Origin of the sequence: Vibrio sp. SS-MA-C1-2, from assembly GCF_021513135.1 — a bacterium.
Lineage (GTDB): Bacteria > Pseudomonadota > Gammaproteobacteria > Enterobacterales > Vibrionaceae.
On sequence record NZ_CP090982.1, the window covers coordinates 175,816 to 196,074 of the forward strand.

18 protein-coding genes and 1 pseudogene are annotated in these 20,259 nt (G+C 35.2%); 5 read left to right on the forward strand and 14 right to left on the reverse strand.

Annotated elements, in window-relative coordinates; genetic code table 11:
- The first annotated feature begins 684 nt into the window (after nt 1-684).
- Together L0B53_RS19095 and L0B53_RS19100 are read left to right on the forward strand one after the other, a co-directional pair.
- Nucleotides 685-978 (forward strand): hypothetical protein, encoded by a 294-nt coding sequence (locus tag L0B53_RS19095; protein ID WP_235062360.1) that lies wholly within the window; start codon nt 685-687, stop codon nt 976-978.
- Nucleotides 979-1,146: 168 nt separating this feature from the next.
- Complete coding sequence (locus tag L0B53_RS19100; protein ID WP_235062361.1) at nt 1,147-1,602, forward strand: hypothetical protein; 456 nt, start codon at nt 1,147-1,149, stop codon at nt 1,600-1,602.
- A gap of 351 nt (nt 1,603-1,953) precedes the next feature.
- Here L0B53_RS19100 and L0B53_RS19105 read toward each other — a convergent pair whose 3' ends face one another.
- From L0B53_RS19105 to L0B53_RS19125, 5 genes are all read right to left on the reverse strand, one after another.
- Complete coding sequence (locus L0B53_RS19105; protein ID WP_235062487.1) at nt 1,954-2,619, reverse strand: DNA alkylation repair protein; 666 nt, start codon at nt 2,617-2,619, stop codon at nt 1,954-1,956.
- The gene (locus L0B53_RS19110; protein WP_235062362.1) at nt 2,612-2,986 is read right to left on the reverse strand and encodes a VOC family protein; all 375 of its coding nucleotides are present in this window, start codon (nt 2,984-2,986) and stop codon (nt 2,612-2,614) included. Before L0B53_RS19110 ends, L0B53_RS19105 begins: the two co-directional genes overlap by 8 nt.
- Nucleotides 2,987-3,424: 438 nt before the next feature.
- The gene (locus tag L0B53_RS19115; protein WP_235062363.1) at nt 3,425-3,835 is read right to left on the reverse strand and encodes a YeeE/YedE family protein; all 411 of its coding nucleotides are present in this window, start codon (nt 3,833-3,835) and stop codon (nt 3,425-3,427) included.
- Between the two features lie 9 nt (nt 3,836-3,844).
- On the reverse strand, nt 3,845-4,264 hold the full coding sequence (locus L0B53_RS19120; protein WP_235059722.1) for a YeeE/YedE family protein: 420 nt from the start codon (nt 4,262-4,264) through the stop codon (nt 3,845-3,847).
- Nucleotides 4,265-4,273: 9 nt separating this feature from the next.
- The gene (locus L0B53_RS19125) at nt 4,274-4,567 is read right to left on the reverse strand and encodes a helix-turn-helix transcriptional regulator (protein WP_235062364.1); all 294 of its coding nucleotides are present in this window, start codon (nt 4,565-4,567) and stop codon (nt 4,274-4,276) included.
- A gap of 207 nt (nt 4,568-4,774) precedes the next feature.
- Here L0B53_RS19125 and L0B53_RS19130 point away from each other — a divergent pair, with 207 nt between their 5' ends.
- Nucleotides 4,775-6,421, forward strand: coding sequence for an FAD-dependent oxidoreductase (locus tag L0B53_RS19130; RefSeq protein WP_235062365.1), 1,647 nt, complete (start codon nt 4,775-4,777; stop codon nt 6,419-6,421).
- A gap of 355 nt (nt 6,422-6,776) precedes the next feature.
- Here the strand turns inward: L0B53_RS19130 and L0B53_RS19135 are convergent, their stop codons facing one another.
- Entirely contained in the window at nt 6,777-12,497 is a 5,721-nt protein-coding gene (locus L0B53_RS19135) for an NACHT domain-containing protein (protein ID WP_235062366.1), read from the reverse strand.
- Nucleotides 12,498-12,783: 286 nt separating this feature from the next.
- Between L0B53_RS19135 and L0B53_RS19140 the strand changes: the two genes are divergently transcribed.
- Both L0B53_RS19140 and L0B53_RS19145 read left to right on the forward strand, forming a co-directional pair.
- The gene (locus tag L0B53_RS19140) at nt 12,784-13,128 is read left to right on the forward strand and encodes a hypothetical protein (RefSeq protein ID WP_235062367.1); all 345 of its coding nucleotides are present in this window, start codon (nt 12,784-12,786) and stop codon (nt 13,126-13,128) included.
- A gap of 86 nt (nt 13,129-13,214) precedes the next feature.
- The gene (locus tag L0B53_RS19145; protein WP_235062368.1) at nt 13,215-13,493 is read left to right on the forward strand and encodes a hypothetical protein; all 279 of its coding nucleotides are present in this window, start codon (nt 13,215-13,217) and stop codon (nt 13,491-13,493) included.
- Between the two features lie 480 nt (nt 13,494-13,973).
- Here L0B53_RS19145 and L0B53_RS19150 read toward each other — a convergent pair.
- The 8 genes and pseudogenes from L0B53_RS19150 to L0B53_RS19185 form a co-directional block, all read right to left on the reverse strand.
- A pseudogene (locus L0B53_RS19150) lies at nt 13,974-14,257 on the reverse strand (type II toxin-antitoxin system RelE family toxin).
- Nucleotides 14,247-14,486 (reverse strand): type II toxin-antitoxin system RelB/DinJ family antitoxin, encoded by a 240-nt coding sequence (locus L0B53_RS19155; protein WP_235062369.1) that lies wholly within the window; start codon nt 14,484-14,486, stop codon nt 14,247-14,249. Before L0B53_RS19155 ends, L0B53_RS19150 begins: the two are co-directional and overlap by 11 nt.
- 266 nt (nt 14,487-14,752) lie before the next feature.
- Complete coding sequence (locus tag L0B53_RS19160) at nt 14,753-16,198, reverse strand: glycosyltransferase family 39 protein (protein WP_235062370.1); 1,446 nt, start codon at nt 16,196-16,198, stop codon at nt 14,753-14,755.
- Nucleotides 16,199-16,392: 194 nt separating this feature from the next.
- Entirely contained in the window at nt 16,393-17,052 is a 660-nt protein-coding gene (locus tag L0B53_RS19165; RefSeq protein ID WP_235062371.1) for a TVP38/TMEM64 family protein, read from the reverse strand.
- A gap of 6 nt (nt 17,053-17,058) precedes the next feature.
- Nucleotides 17,059-17,790 carry a glycosyltransferase family 2 protein gene (locus tag L0B53_RS19170; protein ID WP_235059179.1) on the reverse strand — a complete coding sequence of 244 codons (732 nt, stop codon included), beginning with the start codon at nt 17,788-17,790 and terminating at the stop codon, nt 17,059-17,061.
- A 104-nt stretch (nt 17,791-17,894) separates the two neighbouring features.
- On the reverse strand, nt 17,895-18,467 hold the full coding sequence (locus tag L0B53_RS19175; RefSeq protein WP_235062372.1) for a cytochrome b/b6 domain-containing protein: 573 nt from the start codon (nt 18,465-18,467) through the stop codon (nt 17,895-17,897).
- Between the two features lie 249 nt (nt 18,468-18,716).
- A complete protein-coding gene (locus L0B53_RS19180) occupies nt 18,717-19,187 on the reverse strand; it encodes a metal-dependent hydrolase (protein WP_235062373.1) in 471 nt (156 codons plus the stop codon).
- A gap of 417 nt (nt 19,188-19,604) precedes the next feature.
- Nucleotides 19,605-20,195: a hypothetical protein gene (locus L0B53_RS19185; protein ID WP_235062374.1), complete on the reverse strand. Its 591-nt coding sequence runs from the start codon at nt 20,193-20,195 to the stop codon at nt 19,605-19,607.
- Between the last annotated feature and the right edge of the window lie 64 nt (nt 20,196-20,259).

Sequence of the window (20,259 nt, forward strand, 5' to 3'; positions counted from 1 at the left end):
TCCTTATAAAACATGCCTTGTATGGGGTTTTTATGATGAAAGACTTTTCTCGGTACGGATAAGATTACATATGTTAAATACAACAAAAAATCTTAGAATCCGGTAGGTATCGGAACTGAGGTTCTTGTAATGCAGCAAAGCTATCATGATAAAGAAATAGTTAAAATGTCCTAGATAATATTGCAAAGATCGTAGTAACTTCCCCTTGTGATTGGGTGCTACGGAAAGGTCGCTATTAGCGGCCTTTTTTGTGTTCTATAAACGGAAAAAGCCACTCAATGGACAGAGTGGCTTTTTATGTTGCTAGTACTTTCATATTTATACTTACTTTTACTTTAAACAATATTCATATTTCTATGTTACATGTTTCTTTCTAGTTAAAAACGTTGCTCATTTCTACTGATGATGCTCTATCAGTAATTAAAGAATAGCTTAATTTTCGAGCGGTTCAAGAAATTTAATGCACAAGGATAGTATGTATTAAATGGAATGCCTACTGCCGGCCAAAGCAAGTAGGCAAGGAATGCATGGTTATAGATATAAGCTCATGCTACCTATTATTATAGCATTGAATACCTGTTTGGTATATATTTGTATTACTAATAACTAAGGTGTAAGCAATTGTTTTCTTATGTGTTATATTAATAGCAGGAGGGTGTTTTGTTGTATGTAATATCCTTAATCATGATGGTTTTATTATATGTATCAATCCCTGATATCGGAGGGGATAGTACTAGTACTGATATGGTTATTTCTTTTTTCATTGGGGTTGCCTCATTTTTTATTTTACAGCTTATTACAAACCGACTTTTATTTTGGAGTTTAGCTATAGCGATACTGCTAAGAATTACCTTTGGGATATTAAATACGTATTATTTATTCAAAATGGATATTGGCATTCATCATTTAGCTATTTTGATGTCACTGCTTTGTTGGGGTTTGAGTGTTTATGGCTGGAAGCAATATAATAAAAAGTAATCTATCAAATCAAAGGTGGAATTATGAATAAAAATCAAACTAACTATGCTCATAAAGTATTCATTATTTTAATTAAAGATAACACTCGTTGTACGAATAAAAAAGGCCGCTCATTGCGGATTTTTTATGTGTAAGACAATGTAATCGTATTTGTAATCAGGTGTAATTATGGAAACTGTACAATATACATTTAGGCTGCCAAAAGATGTAGTGGATTTAATTGATTCTCAGATTGGAAATACTAGAACAGACAAACTGTTATCTCTAATTGAAGGCACTGTAAGATACGAGGATGACAGTGTAGTCAATAACGTAAGCCAAACTGATTACAGTAGTATTGATGAGCGGTTATCTAAAGTTGAAATGGCTTTGTCTGTATTGTTAAAACCAGAGCAAGATAAGTCTGTAGCAAATCAACCTAAAAGCTTATCGACAGCCAACCAACGCAAATCTGAAGAGTATAATAATAGAATTCGAGAAGCAGTCAGAAACTTAACTCTAGAGCAAAAGCTTGAAGCTATAAGCTCGCGTTATCCTGTATCTAAAGTTAGAGAGTTTACTGGACTAACAAAGGGAATGACCGATGGAAAGACAGAGTTGATAAAGGAATGGTTATCCAATTAGATGTAAATCTGTTCTATTTTACAGGTAAGCATTTACCAAATCACCAGTTGGGAGGTAGTGCATGGTTAGTCGGTTAAAATAAATTTATATTTTATAGAAACTTAAGTGACCTTAGTGCATTTTGTCATGTCAAATACTACATGTACTTAGCTATTTAAAACTACATATAATGATTTCAAACCAATCCACTACATGTAGTTGTAGGTATTAAATTTTATCTACTTACTAAATGGTTACTTGAAAGCTTGGAAATAAATCTACTTTCCTCTTTGTTGATCTTAACTCATTTTTGGACAAAAAAGAGTTACAAACTGATTCAAATTACTAGGGCGCTAATAACTACTATAAACTTTACAGTGCCATTAATTTTTGGCGATCATGATTATTTAGTTTTCCAACAGCATAACGAAAAGCTACTCTTGGGATTAGTTTTACATTTACAGTTAGATAATTTTTTACAATCTCTGGTTCTTTTTCTGAGATAGTCTTTAATAACCAACCATATCCTTTTTGTACAAGATAATGTGGGTCGTCTTTAATGAGATCTACAATTTTTAATGCTAACGTATTATCTAAAAGCCCCCTTTTGCTTGATAGTATTAATATAACAGGAATAGCTCGTCTAACAGCAAAGTTCTTACTCGATGCCCATGGAATTATTTTCTCAATTAAATCTGTTTTTTGACTTAATAAATATCCAAAGGCATGTGTACAGAAATCATCGCAATCCCACCAATCATTGATATAAGAAAATAGCCAGTATTCGAATCGAACGAAGGTATCATTATCATATTGGGCTCTTACTTTAAAGGCCCAATCAAAAGCAATTAGCGTAAACACTCTTTCTTTTTTATTTAAAAGAATGTCACATAAATCAAAAATATCACTGATTGCTTGACCTTTAACCAAACGAAAAGTTTTTGATGATACCTTACGTATTTCACTAGTTTTAATATCATCATGATTAGAACTTAGATTGCTTAATTCATCATTTATTATTTCTATATAATTAGTCATCAAGATATACAGCCTCAATTTTATGTGCATCTAAGTCATATACAAAAGCAGCATAATAATTATTTCCATACTCTTTTCTATAGTTAGGCTCACCAGCACATGTTCCACCTAACTTTAGTGCAACTTGATGAAAATTCTTTACAGCTTCAATTGAGGGGGCATTAAAAGCAATATGACTTCCATTTCCACTTGATACTTTACCTTCATAAGGGGTGTTAACCCAAAATTCAAAACGCTCTCCATAAGCTGCTGCAATATTTTCAATATAGTGTGTTCTTTTTATGCTAATAGTAGACAAAACATCATCATAAAATTTAATAGCTTGTGTTATATTTGACGTGCCTATAGAAATGTGGTTGATTACCATAGTTATTCTCCATTTGACTTAAGTAATCCATGCAATTCATTTACTATAAATTACATTGACAGAGCATTTAAGTAGCATTATATACAACGCATAAATGAATTTTGTGAACATAGCGATAAAGTAACTAAATAAAAGTATTTAAAATATCACTAACTCACTTTGGGGCATTTCCGAGTTAGAGATATGAGATAGTTTCTTGTTCGACAACCCCATTTTCGTTAAAGCTGAGCTAAAATCTTCTGAATAGCCAACACGACCTCATTCTTAAATAAAGGACGACCATCTTCATCTTTGACCACAACATTGGAACTGATAATTGTTCAGGGTATAACCTAATCATATTTGCTGCTCACTTCATTTGAACAAGTAATACTCAAAGAAGTGAGTAGCAACCTTTAATATAGAAAGAGTTGATTGAGGAGGGAAAGATTAAAAAGTTTATTTTATCCATTTTTTTGTGACAAACAAACCAAGCATCATAAAGAGAAAGAAGACAATTGCACCACTATTGCCACTTGCAAGCGATGAGACAACAGGGCCAGGACAGATCCCCCCCAATCCCCAACCCAGACCAAAAATACTCGCACCGACAATAAGGCGTTTATCGATAGATTGTTTATTACTTATAGCAAACTCTTTGCTATATACAGGTTTAGAGCGTGGTTTAATAATTAGAAAGTAACAAGGTAAGAAAACAAGCAGAGCACCACCCATTACAAAGGCTAAATCTGGTTTCCAATTACCAGCAACATCCAGAAATGCCAAAACAACTTCAGGGATCACCATACCAGACAGAGCCATACCCATTCCAAATAAGAGTCCACTTATTAGTGCAATAAAGAAAAACATCTGTGTCCCCTATAAAACATGAAAACGAATAAATACAGTGATAGCAGCAACCAGCATAAATGTACAAGTTGCAGTGATGGAGCGTTTAGATAAACGGCCCATACCACATATACCATGGCCACTAGTACATCCATTACCGAGTTTTGTGCCTATACCGACAATGAACCCTATAAAGGCAAGATAAAAGTAAGAGTGATCATAACTCGATGGAAGCTCTGTTCCAAAAAGCTTAGAGCCTAAAATACCACCGATAACCATACCTATAATAAAAAGTACTCGCCAGAAGAAATCCTTTTGTGTCGGTGAAAGTAAGCCTGATACGATACCACTGATCCCCGCAATCTTGCCGTTAAAAAGAAGTAATAAAACAGCAGATACGCCGAGTAGCATGCCACCAAATAGTGACAGCCAAGGAAGTTGAAATGTCATCATTTAACCTTAAACACAGTAAATTGAGTGAAGACAACCAATTAATTGTCGAATTTTTTCATCAGCAAGTGAATAAAAAACCTGTTGCGACTCTTTTCTAACACTAACCAAATTGTGCTTTTTTAAAACACTCAAGTGTTGAGAAAATGCAGATTGGCTAAGTTCGGAGGTTTTTTGTAACTCACCCGCCCCTACTTCACCACCCATTAATGTGCACAATACAAGGAGCCTTTCAGGGTGTGCCATCACTTTCAGTTGTTCCGAAACTTGTGCTGCCTTTGGTCTTAATTCTGCAATATCCATGATTCACCACTTTGAATGTTTTTTACTAGTTTAGTAAACCCATATATTAAGTCAAGCTAATTTAGAGTTTATTAAATTAGTAAAATATATATTAGTCATTCCTAATTTTAGTGCTATTATCAATTTATAGCAACTAATCATGAAAAAGCAGTAAGTGTATGCAGATGGTTAGGTGGAAATGGTTAATTTATTTTTGGAGAATTTAAAATGCCTAAAATCCTTATTGTGGGTGGTGTTGCTGGCGGTGCTTCCGCTGCTGCCAGAGCACGAAGATTAAGTGAAGACGCTGAAATCGTTATCTTTGAAAAAGGACCTTATATCTCATTTGCAAATTGCGGCTTGCCTTATCATATTGGTGGCGATATACCAAAACGAGAAAACCTATTATTACAGACGCCGGAAAGCTTTCTTGCACGATTTAATGTCGATGTAAGAGTGATGAATGAGGTGATTGCTATTGATCGTTCAAAGAAGCAAGTGACGATCAAAAATCTATTGGATAATACACAATATCAAGAAAATTATGACTTTCTCTTATTAAGTCCAGGTGCTTCACCTGTTATTCCTCCGATTCTAGGGTTGGATAACCCTTTAACGTATTCACTACGTAATATTCCCGATATGGATAAAATTATTTCAACCATTGAGAAGAACAGACCAGAACATGCAACGGTTGTTGGTGGTGGTTTTATTGGTTTAGAAATGGTAGAGGCGTTTCATCAATTAGGCATTAAAACAACGTTAATTGAGATGGCCGATCAGGTGATGACTCCAATTGATAGAGAAATGGCTGGATTCGTGCATACTGAAATTAGAGAAAAAAATATAGATTTACAGCTAAGTGTGGCACTTTCAGCAGTTGAGCACAAAGACAAAACCCTCTCATTGACACTTTCGAATAAGAGTCGTCTAGAAACAAACTTACTTATTATGGCGATTGGTGTAAAACCAGATAATCAATTAGCTAAAACGGCTGGTTTGGAACTGGGTGATTTTGGTGGTATCTCTACAAATAAATATATGCAAACAAGTGATCCTGCTATTTTTGCTGTGGGTGATGCAATTGAAGATGCAGATTTTGTCACGGGAAAATCTGGTCTAGTTCCTCTTGCTGGTCCTGCAAATCGTCAGGGGCGAATGGCGGCTGATAATATGTTTGGACGTCAAGAAGCTTATCATGGCACACAAGGCACTGCGATCTGTAAGGTCTTTGATCTTGCTGTTGCATCAACAGGGAAAAATGAGAAACAGCTTGTACAAGAGGGGATGGTTTACCAAAAAGCATATGTTCATACGGCAAGCCATGCGAGCTATTATCCCGGGGCTGAAACGGTATCATTAAAATTGTTGTTTGCGCCTCAAAACGGAAAAATACTCGGAGCTCAAGCTGTTGGTAAGGATGGTGTCGATAAGCGTATTGATATTCTGGCGGTAGCACAACGTGCAGGAATGACTGTTGGACAGTTACAACATTTGGAATTAACTTATGCGCCCCCTTACGGTAGTGCTAAAGATGTGATCAATCAAGTCGCTTTTGTTGCTAGCAATATTTTAAAAGGTGATACAGACCCCATCCATTTTGATGAAATCGATCACTTAAATGGAAATCAACTGTTGCTAGATGTAAGAAACCCGGAAGAGTTAGAAAAAGTTGGTTATATTTCTGGTGCCATCAATATTCCAGTGGATCAGTTAAGAAATCGACTTAACGAGCTGCCAAAAGAAAAAGAGATCATTATCTACTGTCAAGTTGGGTTGCGCGGTAACGTTGCATATCGTCAATTAGTCAACAATGGCTATAAAGCGAAGAATTTAATCGGCGGTTATCGAACGTATAAGTTTGCTAAACTATAACCTTGTTCAAATAAACTCTCAGAATTAACAAACATCCCTTAATCAGCTCAATAAAGGGGTGTTTGTTTATATATAATTGAATAATTTTCCTTTCTTTTACTTTAACACGCTTTGGGGCCATTCAACGAGTTAGCCAGAACAATCTTTAGCACACCTTTGTACAGAAACGAGTTACAAAGCTTACCCTCAACCTAACTCATTTCTGGACAAAAGTGAGTTAGAACGCTTACTCATCCAAAACCATATATGGACAAAAAAAGCTTAAGGTTATTATATTAATCAATGGTAATACTCATTAGATTTTGTAGGAGAAACGAGGGAGCTTAGCAGATTTCCTCGCCCCGATTAACATTAGCTAGTACTGGTCAAGACTAAAATTATATTCATCAATATTGAAATCATCATAGTGATTTTCTCGAGTTAAAACTGATACAGAACAGAGATAAATATCTGGCTTATCTTGTAACTCTCTTTCTAACCATGCATTATTATTGTGATCGAATATGGTACACGTGCCATATAGTGATTTGATTTTTTTTGGGTGAGATAAAGAATGTACTGAAGGCCAAAATATAGACTCTGCAATCTGTTTCTCACCCAAAAAAAGTGATGTTTGAAAAGCATTATGTTTAGCGTTGATTTTTTCATCAGTTAGCGGTATATACAGCCCTCTCGATTCAAGATCAATTTGCCAATACCCTATCCTTGTAAGAGGATGAATAGTACCAAATAATGGGTGGCAGTTATCATACTTACTGTAAGAGCTAAGTTTGGTCTCAAATTGTAAATCAGTCCTTAGTTTATCTCCAAAACTAAATCCAATATCACCACGTGATATATTAAAATCCACATCATATTGATTTGTTTTTTTCGCTAAAAGAATCGTTATATCGATCCACTTGTTTGAATCAATCTTGAGAGGAAACGACAACGCCCCAAGATCCAAAACCTCACTATAATTAGTTATACAATTACCTAAATATTTACGTATATTACTTTCAGATACATCTTGACCAAATTCCCATTCAGGTAGCCAAACTGGCTTATTCTGAATAGATGATATATATACAGGCTCTACAGGAAAAGCAAGAGTAGAAACCGATTCTGAATAATCACGAGGCATGCCAAATACGTTTTCCGCTATATTTAGAACATTGAGAAATGCTGACCGACCTCGATGACTATTACGAGTAAAAAAATTACCAGTACTTTTACGATCACTACTCAGAAAATAATCAATATTATCCCAACGAGGTTTTATCCTCTCACAACTGTTTATCCATTCTGAGCGATATAAAATCAAGAAAGGAATTCCAGTTTTTCTTTCTAGATTTTCTAACTCAGAATGGAAGGCTAGTGGTACTTCGGTTCCTTGCGCTTTCTGAAAGCCAAAATCATTTGCATAATCATTAAAATCAGGTACGAGTTCTTTTGCATATTTACCATAGCCATCAATTTTCGACAGTATTACATCTAAAATCATATCTGAGAGTCTAGAGCGAGCTTTTATATAAGAAGCTATATTTTCTTTTGCTTCATAGCCTTTCTGCTTTGCCAACCAGAATACCACTAGTATTTCAACAACTTCTGATTCTAATAATTTTGTTGCTAATTCAGAAAGCAATAGCCTCTCGAGGTTAACTGTATGAGTTTTGTCACAGAGTAAACCAGCTATTTGGCTAGCAACTTGGAGTTTAATTTTAGGTACAGGCCAGGCAAGTCGACTAATCAATATTTTTGCATTTTTTATATCTTCGGATTCCCCAACTACCCATGACCAATTAGGTTGTACTAAAGGTAAATTAGCAGTTTCTTTTTCAATTTCACAAATCATTGATAAAGCTAATGAATTAGCTTCATCTACTCTTTTAGCTTCGGCTAAGAGGAATGCTAATGTTTTATTAGGGATGATTAAATTACCTACCTCTTTGCTCCAAGGATCAATCTGAGTGGTAGTTTTATACAAGAATGCATTAACTCTGCTTGGATAATGTTTAGCCACCTTTTTAAGTCTATCAAGTGAAGCTTCTGAAGTCTCATACCAAGAAGACCAGCCTCGCATTTCGACTTGAGCTTTCACAAGTACGTTAAACGCTTTCCGAGGTCCATATATTTGTCTACAACTAACAAATAAAGGGTCTAGAAGATATTTAGAATTCCCTAGATCTAGCTCTTTTTCCAATAAAATAGAATATAGATGATTTACTAACTCTGACTCTTCTCCTCTAGTAAGCCAGAAGTTATACCACATTAAATAAAACTCTTTCGAAGGTCGACAAGTTAACAGAATATCAAATTGGCTAGGAAGATAATCAGCAGGATTTAACTTACTTTCATCCTTCGCTACATCTTCTTCTTTATTTTCGTCTATGGAAATTTCAATACCAGAGAGGTTTAACTCGTCAATTATATTTTGAGCAGATAAATCCCCATCACCTGCTCGACTCGATATGATTTTCAACTGGTCATTCGTTAACCCAGTGAAAGAAAGTGCTTTCGCGAAAATTGATGAAAGATCTGTGTACTTCAAAAAGTATTCAAGAGAAGTATCTGCGTGATACCACTCTCCGTCATTAACTTCCTGATTGTATTTTGAAACTATTGCAGAAATATTGTATTTAGCGCTAATCCTAGCAATATCAGATAAAGCAAACCGAGTATGGTCACCATCAGTAAACTCGCACACATTAAAGGCTAAAGGAGCTACCCGCTCTAATAAATTGACAGCCTTGTTAAGATCTCTATCCGCAATGTATTCTATAGCTTCTATAGTATCATTAATCGTCATGTCTTTATGGTGTACATAGCCTAATACGTAATCCCATGACAGCTTAGTGTGCCATTTCATCGAATCATAATTAGCATGACGTAAAGCAATTGAAGCTAGTTCCACATTTCTATTTGTTCTAGCATTCGTATCCTCTAATGTATGAGCTTGGTGAGTAATATCTTTTTCAATTAATAGATTTACAGCTTCATCAGTAAGTAAGTTGTCTCCACTCTCATAGTACCAAAGCCTAAACCATTCAATGTCTAATATATCAATTTCGAATGCATTTTTTAATGTGGTATAATCAATCTTACTTCGACTGAACACTACCGCACAATTTGCTGCGATACGTATCCAATCTCGCTTAAATTTAATATCTTCTCGCCTTGTGTTCCAATTTGTTGAGGTACTTTCTTCTATAGCAGTGCTCATGAAACATAAGTCATCAAAAGTTACTTCTCCGTGTTCTATAAAAATCTCAGAGAACATATCAGCAAAAATACAAAGCTGTTTGTAATATTTAGACAGATCGATTCGTTCACGCTCTACGTTTACAGAAAGCCAGCAGAAGTCACCACAGGCATTCAAACGAACAAGTAAACTTTCATAAAACCACTCATCGTAAGAAACTTTAGACGCTATATTCCCCCGCCCCGACACAGTAGTAGAGATAGGTAGTTGTTTAACTTTACCTACTTCCTTATATAAGATTGATAGATGACTATGTTTAAAATTATTAAATTCTTTCCAAGCTGTTAAATCTACCTCTTCCACAATACTTAACATGATCGTCGCAGTTTCGATTAAATATTTAGTGTTTTCATTGGTAACCTTACTATGCAAGTTGATTAGTAATCTTAAGTCACCTTTAATTTTTACAGCAGTAATAAACTCATTTATATATTCGGTAGGCCATTTAAGTATGTGTTCATTATTGCTTAACCATGCTCCATCAAAACACTCAGTTATCACAGATGCTCGAATAAGAAGTAAATCGTCAGAACGGCTATTACTTTGCATTCTCGAGCTATATATATCTAATTCACTGCGGTGACGACTAAGGGCTAGTTTAGTAATTTTTTTAGCATTATATTCATCCTCTCTATACCAAAGAGTAATTGCTAAGATAGACAGCATCTTAGGTGAATACTCAGCTTTCATTGCTATTAGTTCATTTATCAAACACGAAGGAGCAGAAACTAAACTGCTTATCCGCAAATTTGATAAGTCCTCGAGCTGAAAATTTGGACCATTAATCAACCGCGTTTTTAAAGAACGATGGCTATAAGCTTCATCGAACTTAAACTCCATAAACGCATAATGCTCCGCGCATTCAAGTAACCTTAAAATACTACTGTCATCATAACCTTCAGATAATCGTTCAAGTACCCACGTTCTAGTTATGCCTTCTCTAAGAGGTATTTCGTCACCTAAACGTCCTTTACATAGCCAAAGCCAGCATGCATTAATATGCTCTGGAGCACTATTTTCAAGCCAATGACATACTTTGGGTAAGAGCTTCTCAACTCTAGCTTCATGTTCAGCAACGGTTTTAACAAATACAATTAAACTTTCATGAAAAGGTCTCAAGCCAGATAATGAATCATGAAGTAAATGTACAACGCCATCAACACTAGGAGTGTTAAGAGGGTTCTCTTCCAACAGGTCAGAAAATGAATTCTGTGGCCAAAGAAAATTAAAGTCACAGCATAAGTGTAAAATATCTTTTTGAGGACCATTCAATGTACGCCAAATCGATTTGTAATAAGTTTCAATTTTACCGTCTTCACATGGAGGGAGCTGTTCTATGGCATATTTAGAAAGCCCATTTCCTGACGAGATTAAATATTCACACGAATATATAACATGCAATGGGTAACCATTTGTAATTGATGCAAGAGCTTCGGCAGATTCGTTTAAAACTTCATCTTTGATTTCCTCATGGAACGTTTGCTTAAGACGGTTTGATTTTAATTGATACTCCAAATAGCTTTTTATTGCATTACCTGTCATTGCAGGTAACTCATCCCATTCACTTTTTGGGCATTCTCTAATCAATGAATCTGGCAGCATGGCTTCATTTACAGGTTGCGTGCCTATAACTAAAACAACATTATCATGGGTGGGAATTAACTGATTGAATAACTCATCAAGTGGTTTTTTGTTTTTATTATTATCCCGCCACACATGATCTAAACCATCGATAATAACGACAAAAGGAGTTTTGTTTTTTTTGCTAAAATCTCCACATTCTTTTAACGCTAAATTTAAATTTTCAGATTCATATCTATTTAAATCTCCAGCATCATATTTACTCGTAATTTGAGTCATCAAATCTTCAGAAACTACCCTTGGACTTAAACGGTCATTGGTTCGATCGTCTAACGAAAGAAAATAATGGTGTCTCACATATGGGATTTTATACTCTTTTAATTCCTCACAGAAATAACTTAAATAAGTGCTTTTCCCCTTACCTGGGGAGCCTGTAAGTACATGTATATTCGATTCAAGTTGGATGATTTTTTGTAGAAAATATTGGTGAAAATCTTCATCCGGTAACACATAGTGCTCTGGAATAATAAAACTTTGAGGTATTGGCTCTGGACGTTTTGTAGATATCACGCCCCTTATATCTTCGAGCGTAATCCAACCACCTTCAGTCGGCTGATTTTTAAATTTAGACCAGTCCCTAGATTTATTAATTAGACGGTGTACGCCAGCCTCATCGGTTAACTTTCTTAATGATTCTTCTATATCGATACTTAATGTTTTATAACTTAGGTCACTGTGATGCACGTCTAGAATAGAAAATAAGAGTCTAGCTTTTTCTTCACTACCAAGTTGCATTACTATTTCATCTTGTGTTTCTATAGGTATTAGATCGTAAATAATTTTATTATCATTTAACGCACATTCAACGTCTCTTTCTGGTATTTTGTTCGTGAGTAAAATAACACTTCCTGTGTTTTCAATTGAAATATCATCAATTGCATCTGAAAATTTTTGAAGTAAAGTACGTGACCTTTCCGTTTTTCCACTTTTTTTCAGTAACCACTCCCAAGAAAGCAGATTGTTATCAGTATTTGGAGTGAATTTCACTTGTATATAATCACGCTTTAAATTTTGCCGCTCACAAACGATGTCATCAATACCTTGGGGAATACAGTCTTCAGAGTCATCGACCTCGAAACCAATGCGCTTGTATCTAGTTGGAGAATTTAACCAACTAGCTAACAATTTAACACCATGTAGTGTTTGATATTCATATCCTGTATAGGTTATTGCGCTTGATTTGCTCTCGTACATGCCACTTCCTAAGGTTTTACTGAAATTAATAAAAACATTATACATTGATTAATAGTCGTAAATAATCAAAGATATACTGATGTTCCCTCGATTCTTTGAACACTTTACATACATGAGAAAAACTTGGTCAAATTACGGCTTGTTGAAATGAGACAATAATCAGTCTAAATACAGAAAGGGGCAGGAATGAGTTGGGCAGTTTACTTACTTCCTAACTCGAATATGGACAAAAACGTGTTAGATTGTTTTAATCAGTATAGTATATCGATATGTGAGGTAGAAACTAATGAAAAAACTCCTGTTGCTCCTTTTAATATCTGTTGTCCTAAGTGGATGCGGGACTCTAGATAATAAAACGATATTAATTAATGCTGGAGACTCAAAAGAGAAAGTAATAGATATTTTAGGGCTTCCTTATGATCGACAATTTGAACAGCAAAAAGAAGCTTGGCAATACTGTGTCTCTGGAGCTGGTTTTGGATATAACGATCATAAAATTATTTGGTTTACAGATAAAAAGGTTACTGGTATTACAAGTTATAGGACGACACGTAGTGGTTGTACTGGATCATTGAAAACAATTAGGTGGGAAGATGCACCTGATTATATTGTTGAAATCAGAGAAAGGTGATACGCATAACGAAGGTTTAAGAGTGATTCATCGAGTTTGATATTTTTAGTGATTACTTAACTGGGAGTTATAGTTTAGGAGAATACATGAAATACTTTTTTTACCCTAAAAATGAAGAGAGCTTCAAGAAACAGGCTGTTGGTAATTTTGTCAGAACATTGGTCTTTGATTCTGAGAATGATAGAGTATTATTAACATTTCATAGAAGGGTTTCGAAAATTTGGGAGCAAACACGTAAAAATAATATTGAAACCGATCATCGAATTAAAGCACTAACAAATGAGAACTTGCATGTTTATTCTTGGGTTGTCAGCAACAAAACTGAATTATCACTACCACATTTTTTCGAGCAAATTGAATTATAACAAACATTAAAATTCATTTAACAAATTTTGAGTTGAGAGTTGTTACATGGATGTGAACAAAAAAAGCTGATAATTCAGCTTCTTTTTTCTATAGAGTAGTTCAAGAAATTAATTAAATTATTTTGCATATATTGATTGTAGTTGACTCTATGAAAAGGTGAGGCAAATAAAAAGTCTTAAAATAGATAATCATGCTGACACTCTTCTTGTTTACCAATCATCACAGGTTTAATTAATATACCTTATGGCTAATAATCGATGAGGTTGCTCCTAAGGCGGTCAAATTTGCCCTGCCTTTTCGATTCAAGCGCATTGCGGGATCATCGAGCCAACGGAGGAAAAGAAAGCCTAGCCCTGTTTAGGAAGAAGTTCTATCGGTGGTGGTGTGGAGAAGGTATGGGCTGCCATTTAGGAAGGAAATAACTAGTTAACGCAGAAGCTTGTTTGATGTACTTCAATAAAAAGCTGTTAATGCGGTTTTTAAACTCTATTTGATGTATTTTTATAAGCTTTAGATTTATCTCTTTTTCCTACAGCCACGACAAAAATAACGACTCGTTCATCTTGAACTTGATAGATTAACCTATGGCCAGATTTTCTTAGTTTAATTTTATAACATGATGGCAATTCACGAAGTTTATTAGCTTCAATTTTAGGTGAAATTAAAACCTTCGATAACTTTTTTTGAACTGCTTCTTAACTTCAGAATCTAGCTTCCCCCATTCTTTTAAAGCTCTATTATCAAACTCTAACTCATAGGTCATCTAAAGAAACCTTTACTGGCTTGGGTGACTGTAATCGTTTATTAACTAGATCAATTAAATCTGCATCTTCATCAGTAACTAGTAATGTTTTAAAAGGAAGTCGTTTATTTGTTGCAACATATTCTAACGTTTGTCGTAAAAGTTCTGACGGTGATACACCAAGTTCTTCTAAAGCCTTAAATGATTCAGCTTTGAGATCATCATCAACACGCACATTAACTGTAGCCATATAACCCACCTGTATATACATATGTAATGACACTATCGTAGCATTATATATAAAAGGTCGCAATGATCGACCTTTCTCAATTCGTATAATGAGTGCTATGCAAAATTTAGATAGGATTTCTTGTGTTGTAACTCATTTTTGGACAAAAGTGTGTTAGGTATCCAATATATTAAGGGTCAATCAAAATGTAAGGATATTCTGAGTTATGGACGAATCTACTCGTCCACGACATCATTAAGCAAAAAGTTAGTAATTTAGTTTTTAACTTAATCACTTTCCTTTAGATAATCATATAATGTTGAAGCCTTAATTAAGGCTTGATAGCGATTACGAAACGTATGAATGAATATAGCCTTATTTTCTATTTTTTCTTTATGTTTAACTGTATAAACAATTACTGCATCAGGGTGTTCTGCTAGCCACGTCATTGTGTCTTGTCCCTTAATTAACGTTAAAGGGTGAGTTAATCTACCATTAAACTGATAGGTATCAGGATAGTCTCCCAAATACGCTACCTCCGTTCCTTTATCTTGTTCAGCTTTAACAGCCATTGACATTGGCTTAGTATCATAAGCGCTGTATAACATTGGGCTTGTGGTAGCTAAGGTTGCCATGATTGATAAAGGTAAGGATAGAAAGAGTATGGATAAGTAATATTTTCCAAGTTTCTCACCTTTATACAGTAACCAACAGAATATCAAAGGGACAATAAACAAAATTTCATAAACATGGACATCACTAACCGTTGTAAATACATAATGAACCCAAAATCGGCTAGATAGCATTGCTATAGATAAACTTAGCAATAAGGCAATTAGCCCATACTCTCTAACAAATTTATATTGTAGATTTAATTTTGAAGAGATATAGATGGCTAACATTGGAAACGTTGGAAATAGGTAGTGTATCTGTTTTCCACTCACTAAACTGAAAAGAACAAATGTTGAGGCGAAACCGATGAGCGTATAACGATCACCTAATGATATTAATCGCCAAGTATTTCTTTGCCAAAATCCCCGTAAAACAATCCAAGGTAGAGTTAATACAGGTAAAACTTGAAGATACCAGTAGATTGGACGAGCATGTGCAAAAGAATGAACCATTCTTCCTGCTGTTTGCCCCCAAAGTAATTCATTTCGATACTCTGCACCTCCCACAATCACGGCTGGTACTACCCAAAGCAATAGGATAACTACCGCAAGACCAATTGAGATAAATCCTTTTTTAAACCATGTTTTATTGTTTATCATTTCAGTATGAGACCAAAATGGATAGGTTAAAAATAAAGGAAGTGTATAAATAAAGACAGCAGGGCCTTTAGTTAATAGCCCTATACCTAGCGCAATACCGGAAATATAAACATATTTTGATTTATACGTTAATGCAAATTGATAGCTAGATAATAGATAACTTAGCACTGCCACAGTTAATAGTAAATCAAACATTGTCAGTGAACTATAAAGTAACCAGCCAGAAAAACCGAGTAGAAGTAATGGACTATATGATACCCCATCATTCTTTGGGTATACTTTTTTTGCTAAATGATAAATTAACACGAAATTGATTAGTGATAAAAAAGGAACAATAAGTCGTGTTGCTAACTCTGAAACACCAAAAATCCCCCATGTGATATTAATTAACCAAAACATCATTGGGGGTTTGTGTGCATATGTTGCGCCATTAATATGTGGGACTAACCAATTATTATTCATCCACATTTCCCAAGCGACAGATACATAACGAGTTTCATCAATTGGTAGTAGGGGGCGAATAGAAATACCAATAAATATTATGACTAGCGCGAAGAATAGCGTCACTATAAGGGGCTTTCGATGTTGAATTTGATTCAATGTTCTTTACTCCAAAGAATTACTCATATTGATAAAGTAAACTATAGTTCGAATTGTTACTGATTATCCATCACTATCATCGATTTCACATGGTGCTTATAAAGATAAGCAGTGAGTACAAGACTAATAAAGAAAAGTCCAAGACTGATACTTAACTGTAAGTGATTCGTATCACTAACTCCCGTTCCAGCTAAACAAAATATGATAACTTGGGGGATATACCCAATAAAGCTGGCACTAATAAAAGAGAGAAAAGGAATACCTAAACTTCCAGCAAAAAGGTTTGTAGCCAAATTACTTCCAATGGGGAAAATTCGTAATATCAACACCTTGATAAATGCTTTATCCCCTATAAACTGTTTGAACTTCTGTATTTTTTTTGACGAATGATGGCTGAAATATGACTGTAAAGAGAACGATGAAAAGCTATAGGTTAGTACAGCCACAAGCATATAGATTGCCATTGTCAATAATACCCCTTCTCTCAAGCCATAAATAAAACCATAGGAAAACGCAATAATTTGCTTAGGCCCTCCAACCCCGACTAATAGCATTGCAAATAAGAACAAGATAATATGACCTGTCGTACCATGACTACTTACATAATGATAAAGCCACTGGTTATTAAGCAAATGTTGTAAAAAGGCATTTTTTGATAAAAAATATAAACCAATGATAATTAGAAATATCATTATTGATTTTAACCATTTATTCATAACTAATTATTCAACATGCTCAATGGTATACGTAGGTTTCTTCGCTCTTTTAACTAGCCACATCACTCCGATAATATCAACAATTCCCACCCACACACGATTCCATGCTGTATAATTGGACGTCCCTTCCATTCTATCTCGATGATCAACTGGGAATATATTAATTTCCCCTCCTATACGCTTAATTAAGGCCGGAAGGAAACGATGCATATGGTCAAAGTAAGGCAGCGCTAAAAAGGTATCTCTAGGAAAGATTTTAAGACCACATCCAGAGTCGGGAACACCATCATTTAGCAAGCTTTGTCTAATTTTATTCGCAACTTTTGATTGAAATCGTATCCATTGAGTATCTTTACGTTTATTGCGATAACCTGCTATACAGTAATGATGATTGGTAATACATTCAGTTAATTCCAACATTTCTGGAATATCTGCTGGATTATTTTGGCCATCGGCATCCAATGTGACAATAACTGAACCCTTGGCATTTTTAACTGCAGAGTGAACAGCCGTACTTTGACCGCAACTATATTGATGTTTAATGATTTGAAGTGAGCAATTTAATGCTTTTGCAGTTGAAAGGGCTTCAGTGACTGTATTATCAGTACTTCCATCATCCGTAATCACAATTTCAAAGTTAGTTGAAAGGTTAAGTGCTTGATGGATTTCTGTTATCAGTTGACCAATATTTCCTTGCTCATTCTTTGCAGGGATAACTACTGAAACTAATTCGGTCATAATGTTCCTCTTTACCTTTTTGTAAAATAAGTACGTATTGACAATATAATGAAAATACTTTTAATGAATCTAATGGAATATGTTTATTACTAAAAGACGTATATTTATAGCATAGATGACTTTTTATACCTTCTTGTCTCTACGAGTATATGTAATACCCCCATCAGACCATGAGCATAGAAATAAGTTTCAATTAAGCCAACCGTAGTTTTATGAATAGTAAGAAAAAAAGATGCATCAAGCCCAGCTTTTATAGCAACAAACCAAGCAACACCGGTCAACAAGGATGATAGCAAAGCTAATAATCCGAAACCTTCAACTGTTGCAGCTAAACCACTTGGAGAAGGCTGGGGTAACTTGCATTGCTTGAGAATAAGTAAATCAACTTTTAATTGATAAAAGTATTTGAATCCCCAAGGATAAAGATCTTTGCATGTTCGACGTTTGATGATAATAAAAACAAATAGCAAGCAAATAGGCAATAAAAGTATACCACTGTATATATGTATGAGACTTAATGTAGAGATATCTGCCCAAATAGCGTGATGATTTATATGCATTAATCCTGACGAAAGAATTTGGATTAAAACCCAAAGTACAGTTAATCCATGTAGTATTTGCTCAACTTTCGGAAGCGTTGAAAAAACACGTTTTATCGCTGAAATATACTGATTCATATTAAACCTGAGGAAAAATTTCCGCCACTATACCAACTAAAAAAACAAACTCAGTTATTAATAATGAAAACTAATGTTGTTTATGACTTGTCATAAAGCTGTAATATAAGAATGGTAGTTGTAGTTAATAATGAATGAGGTTTAGAGGTTTTATGAGTAAATACACTTATGTAGAAATAATTTTAGCTATATTGGGGTTGGCTTATTCTGCTTTATTTAGCAATTACTCATTGGGATAAACTATTTTAGTTAAAGAAAACTGATATAGGCTATCACTAGCATTGACATACTGGTGATGTACTCAAACGTTGGATTACGTGCAATCAAAATAGGAAAACGGTAGCGAGTGGTTAGTGGCCAGAAGTAATTAACGCCAGCTTTGGTGCAACTGTCACCGATAAGATGCATGACATAACCAAATGTGAGACTGTATGCCCAGTTCTCACCGATGATTTCAACGGTGGAATAGAGAAGCAACGCAGCTGCTAATAACGAGTGAAATGCGCCGCGATGACCGAGCAGATTTTGAATTGGAATAGAGAGGAAAGGAACAAGCCTACCAATGCGCGAAGTGCGACAATCTATGTCCGGCAATAATGCACCAACCATAGCTAAAGTGATGCCTTCTGGAAGACTCATAAAAGAGAATAAAGGTAAGCCACTATTGTACGCTATCGCATAAGCGGCTCCCGTTGTTAGCTGGTGATTTATCGCATTCATTGACTAATTCTCCTATCAAGTTTAACTTCAAAGAAAGGTACACTGCATTGCCTTCAACAACAGGTAATCTAGTCGTTGAATTAACAAATTTTCCCTCACGAAAAGGGTTATAGCTAAACTCAACACTTGCCTTAAAAGGCGGAGGCTCAGTTGCATTAACGGCTGTAATGATGCCGAGCACATAAGCATGGACTGACCTATTGCCAGTATCTCGACAGCGCGAAAGTCCTGCTTTGGATACCTTAAACATGGGAGTCTCGCCATCTTGAACAAGAGAAACAGTTGAAAAGTGGCCGATCACTTTACCTTTATATATGCCAGTTGTTGCTACTACCGAGAAACTATTGTTGTTCAGGTTACGGTAGCATTTAACAGCTGAAAATAAAGGTATAAATCGACCACGATATCCCCCGATCATTACTCTTTGGCCGTGTTTTTATCGACGCGATCCATTAACTCAACATGAGCGTTGGCTGAATTTTGACGTACATTGTGCAGCAACTCATTTGGATCGAACTCTTGATGACTACCATAAGCGAGTAGGTAAACACGGTATTGTGTCCCTTCACGTAAAATCTTGTAATCAACAATGCGAAGGTGACCAAGATTCTCGTTGGAGAAGGCATTGATAGTGGTTTCACTGTCTTCTTGTGTTAAGTCGCCATCGGTAATATTTGATGTGGTGCTCGATACATAATCTTTGTTGAGCTTGGCAACTTCTGTTTTATACGCATTGGCAATGTTGCCTGTGGCTCTAGACCAGGCTTTATTCCGAGCTGAGTAAATAGATGAACTTAATCCTGTGCCTGTACCATAAAAACCTTTTTCATTGCCTTCTGGTACTTGCATGTACCAAGTCGGAATTTCTGAGATGTTGTTATCAATTAATTGTGCAACCTGCTCATTTTTCTTTTCTACCTGCTCATGGTGTGCTTCTTGAGCTGTTTTAGCAGAACAACCAACAAGGCTCGCAATGGCCGTCGCAATCATAAAATGTTTAATCATCATAATACGTCCTAATTTGTCCGTTTCTGTCCTCTTATGGTGTACTTCTCACCATCATCCAAAAAAA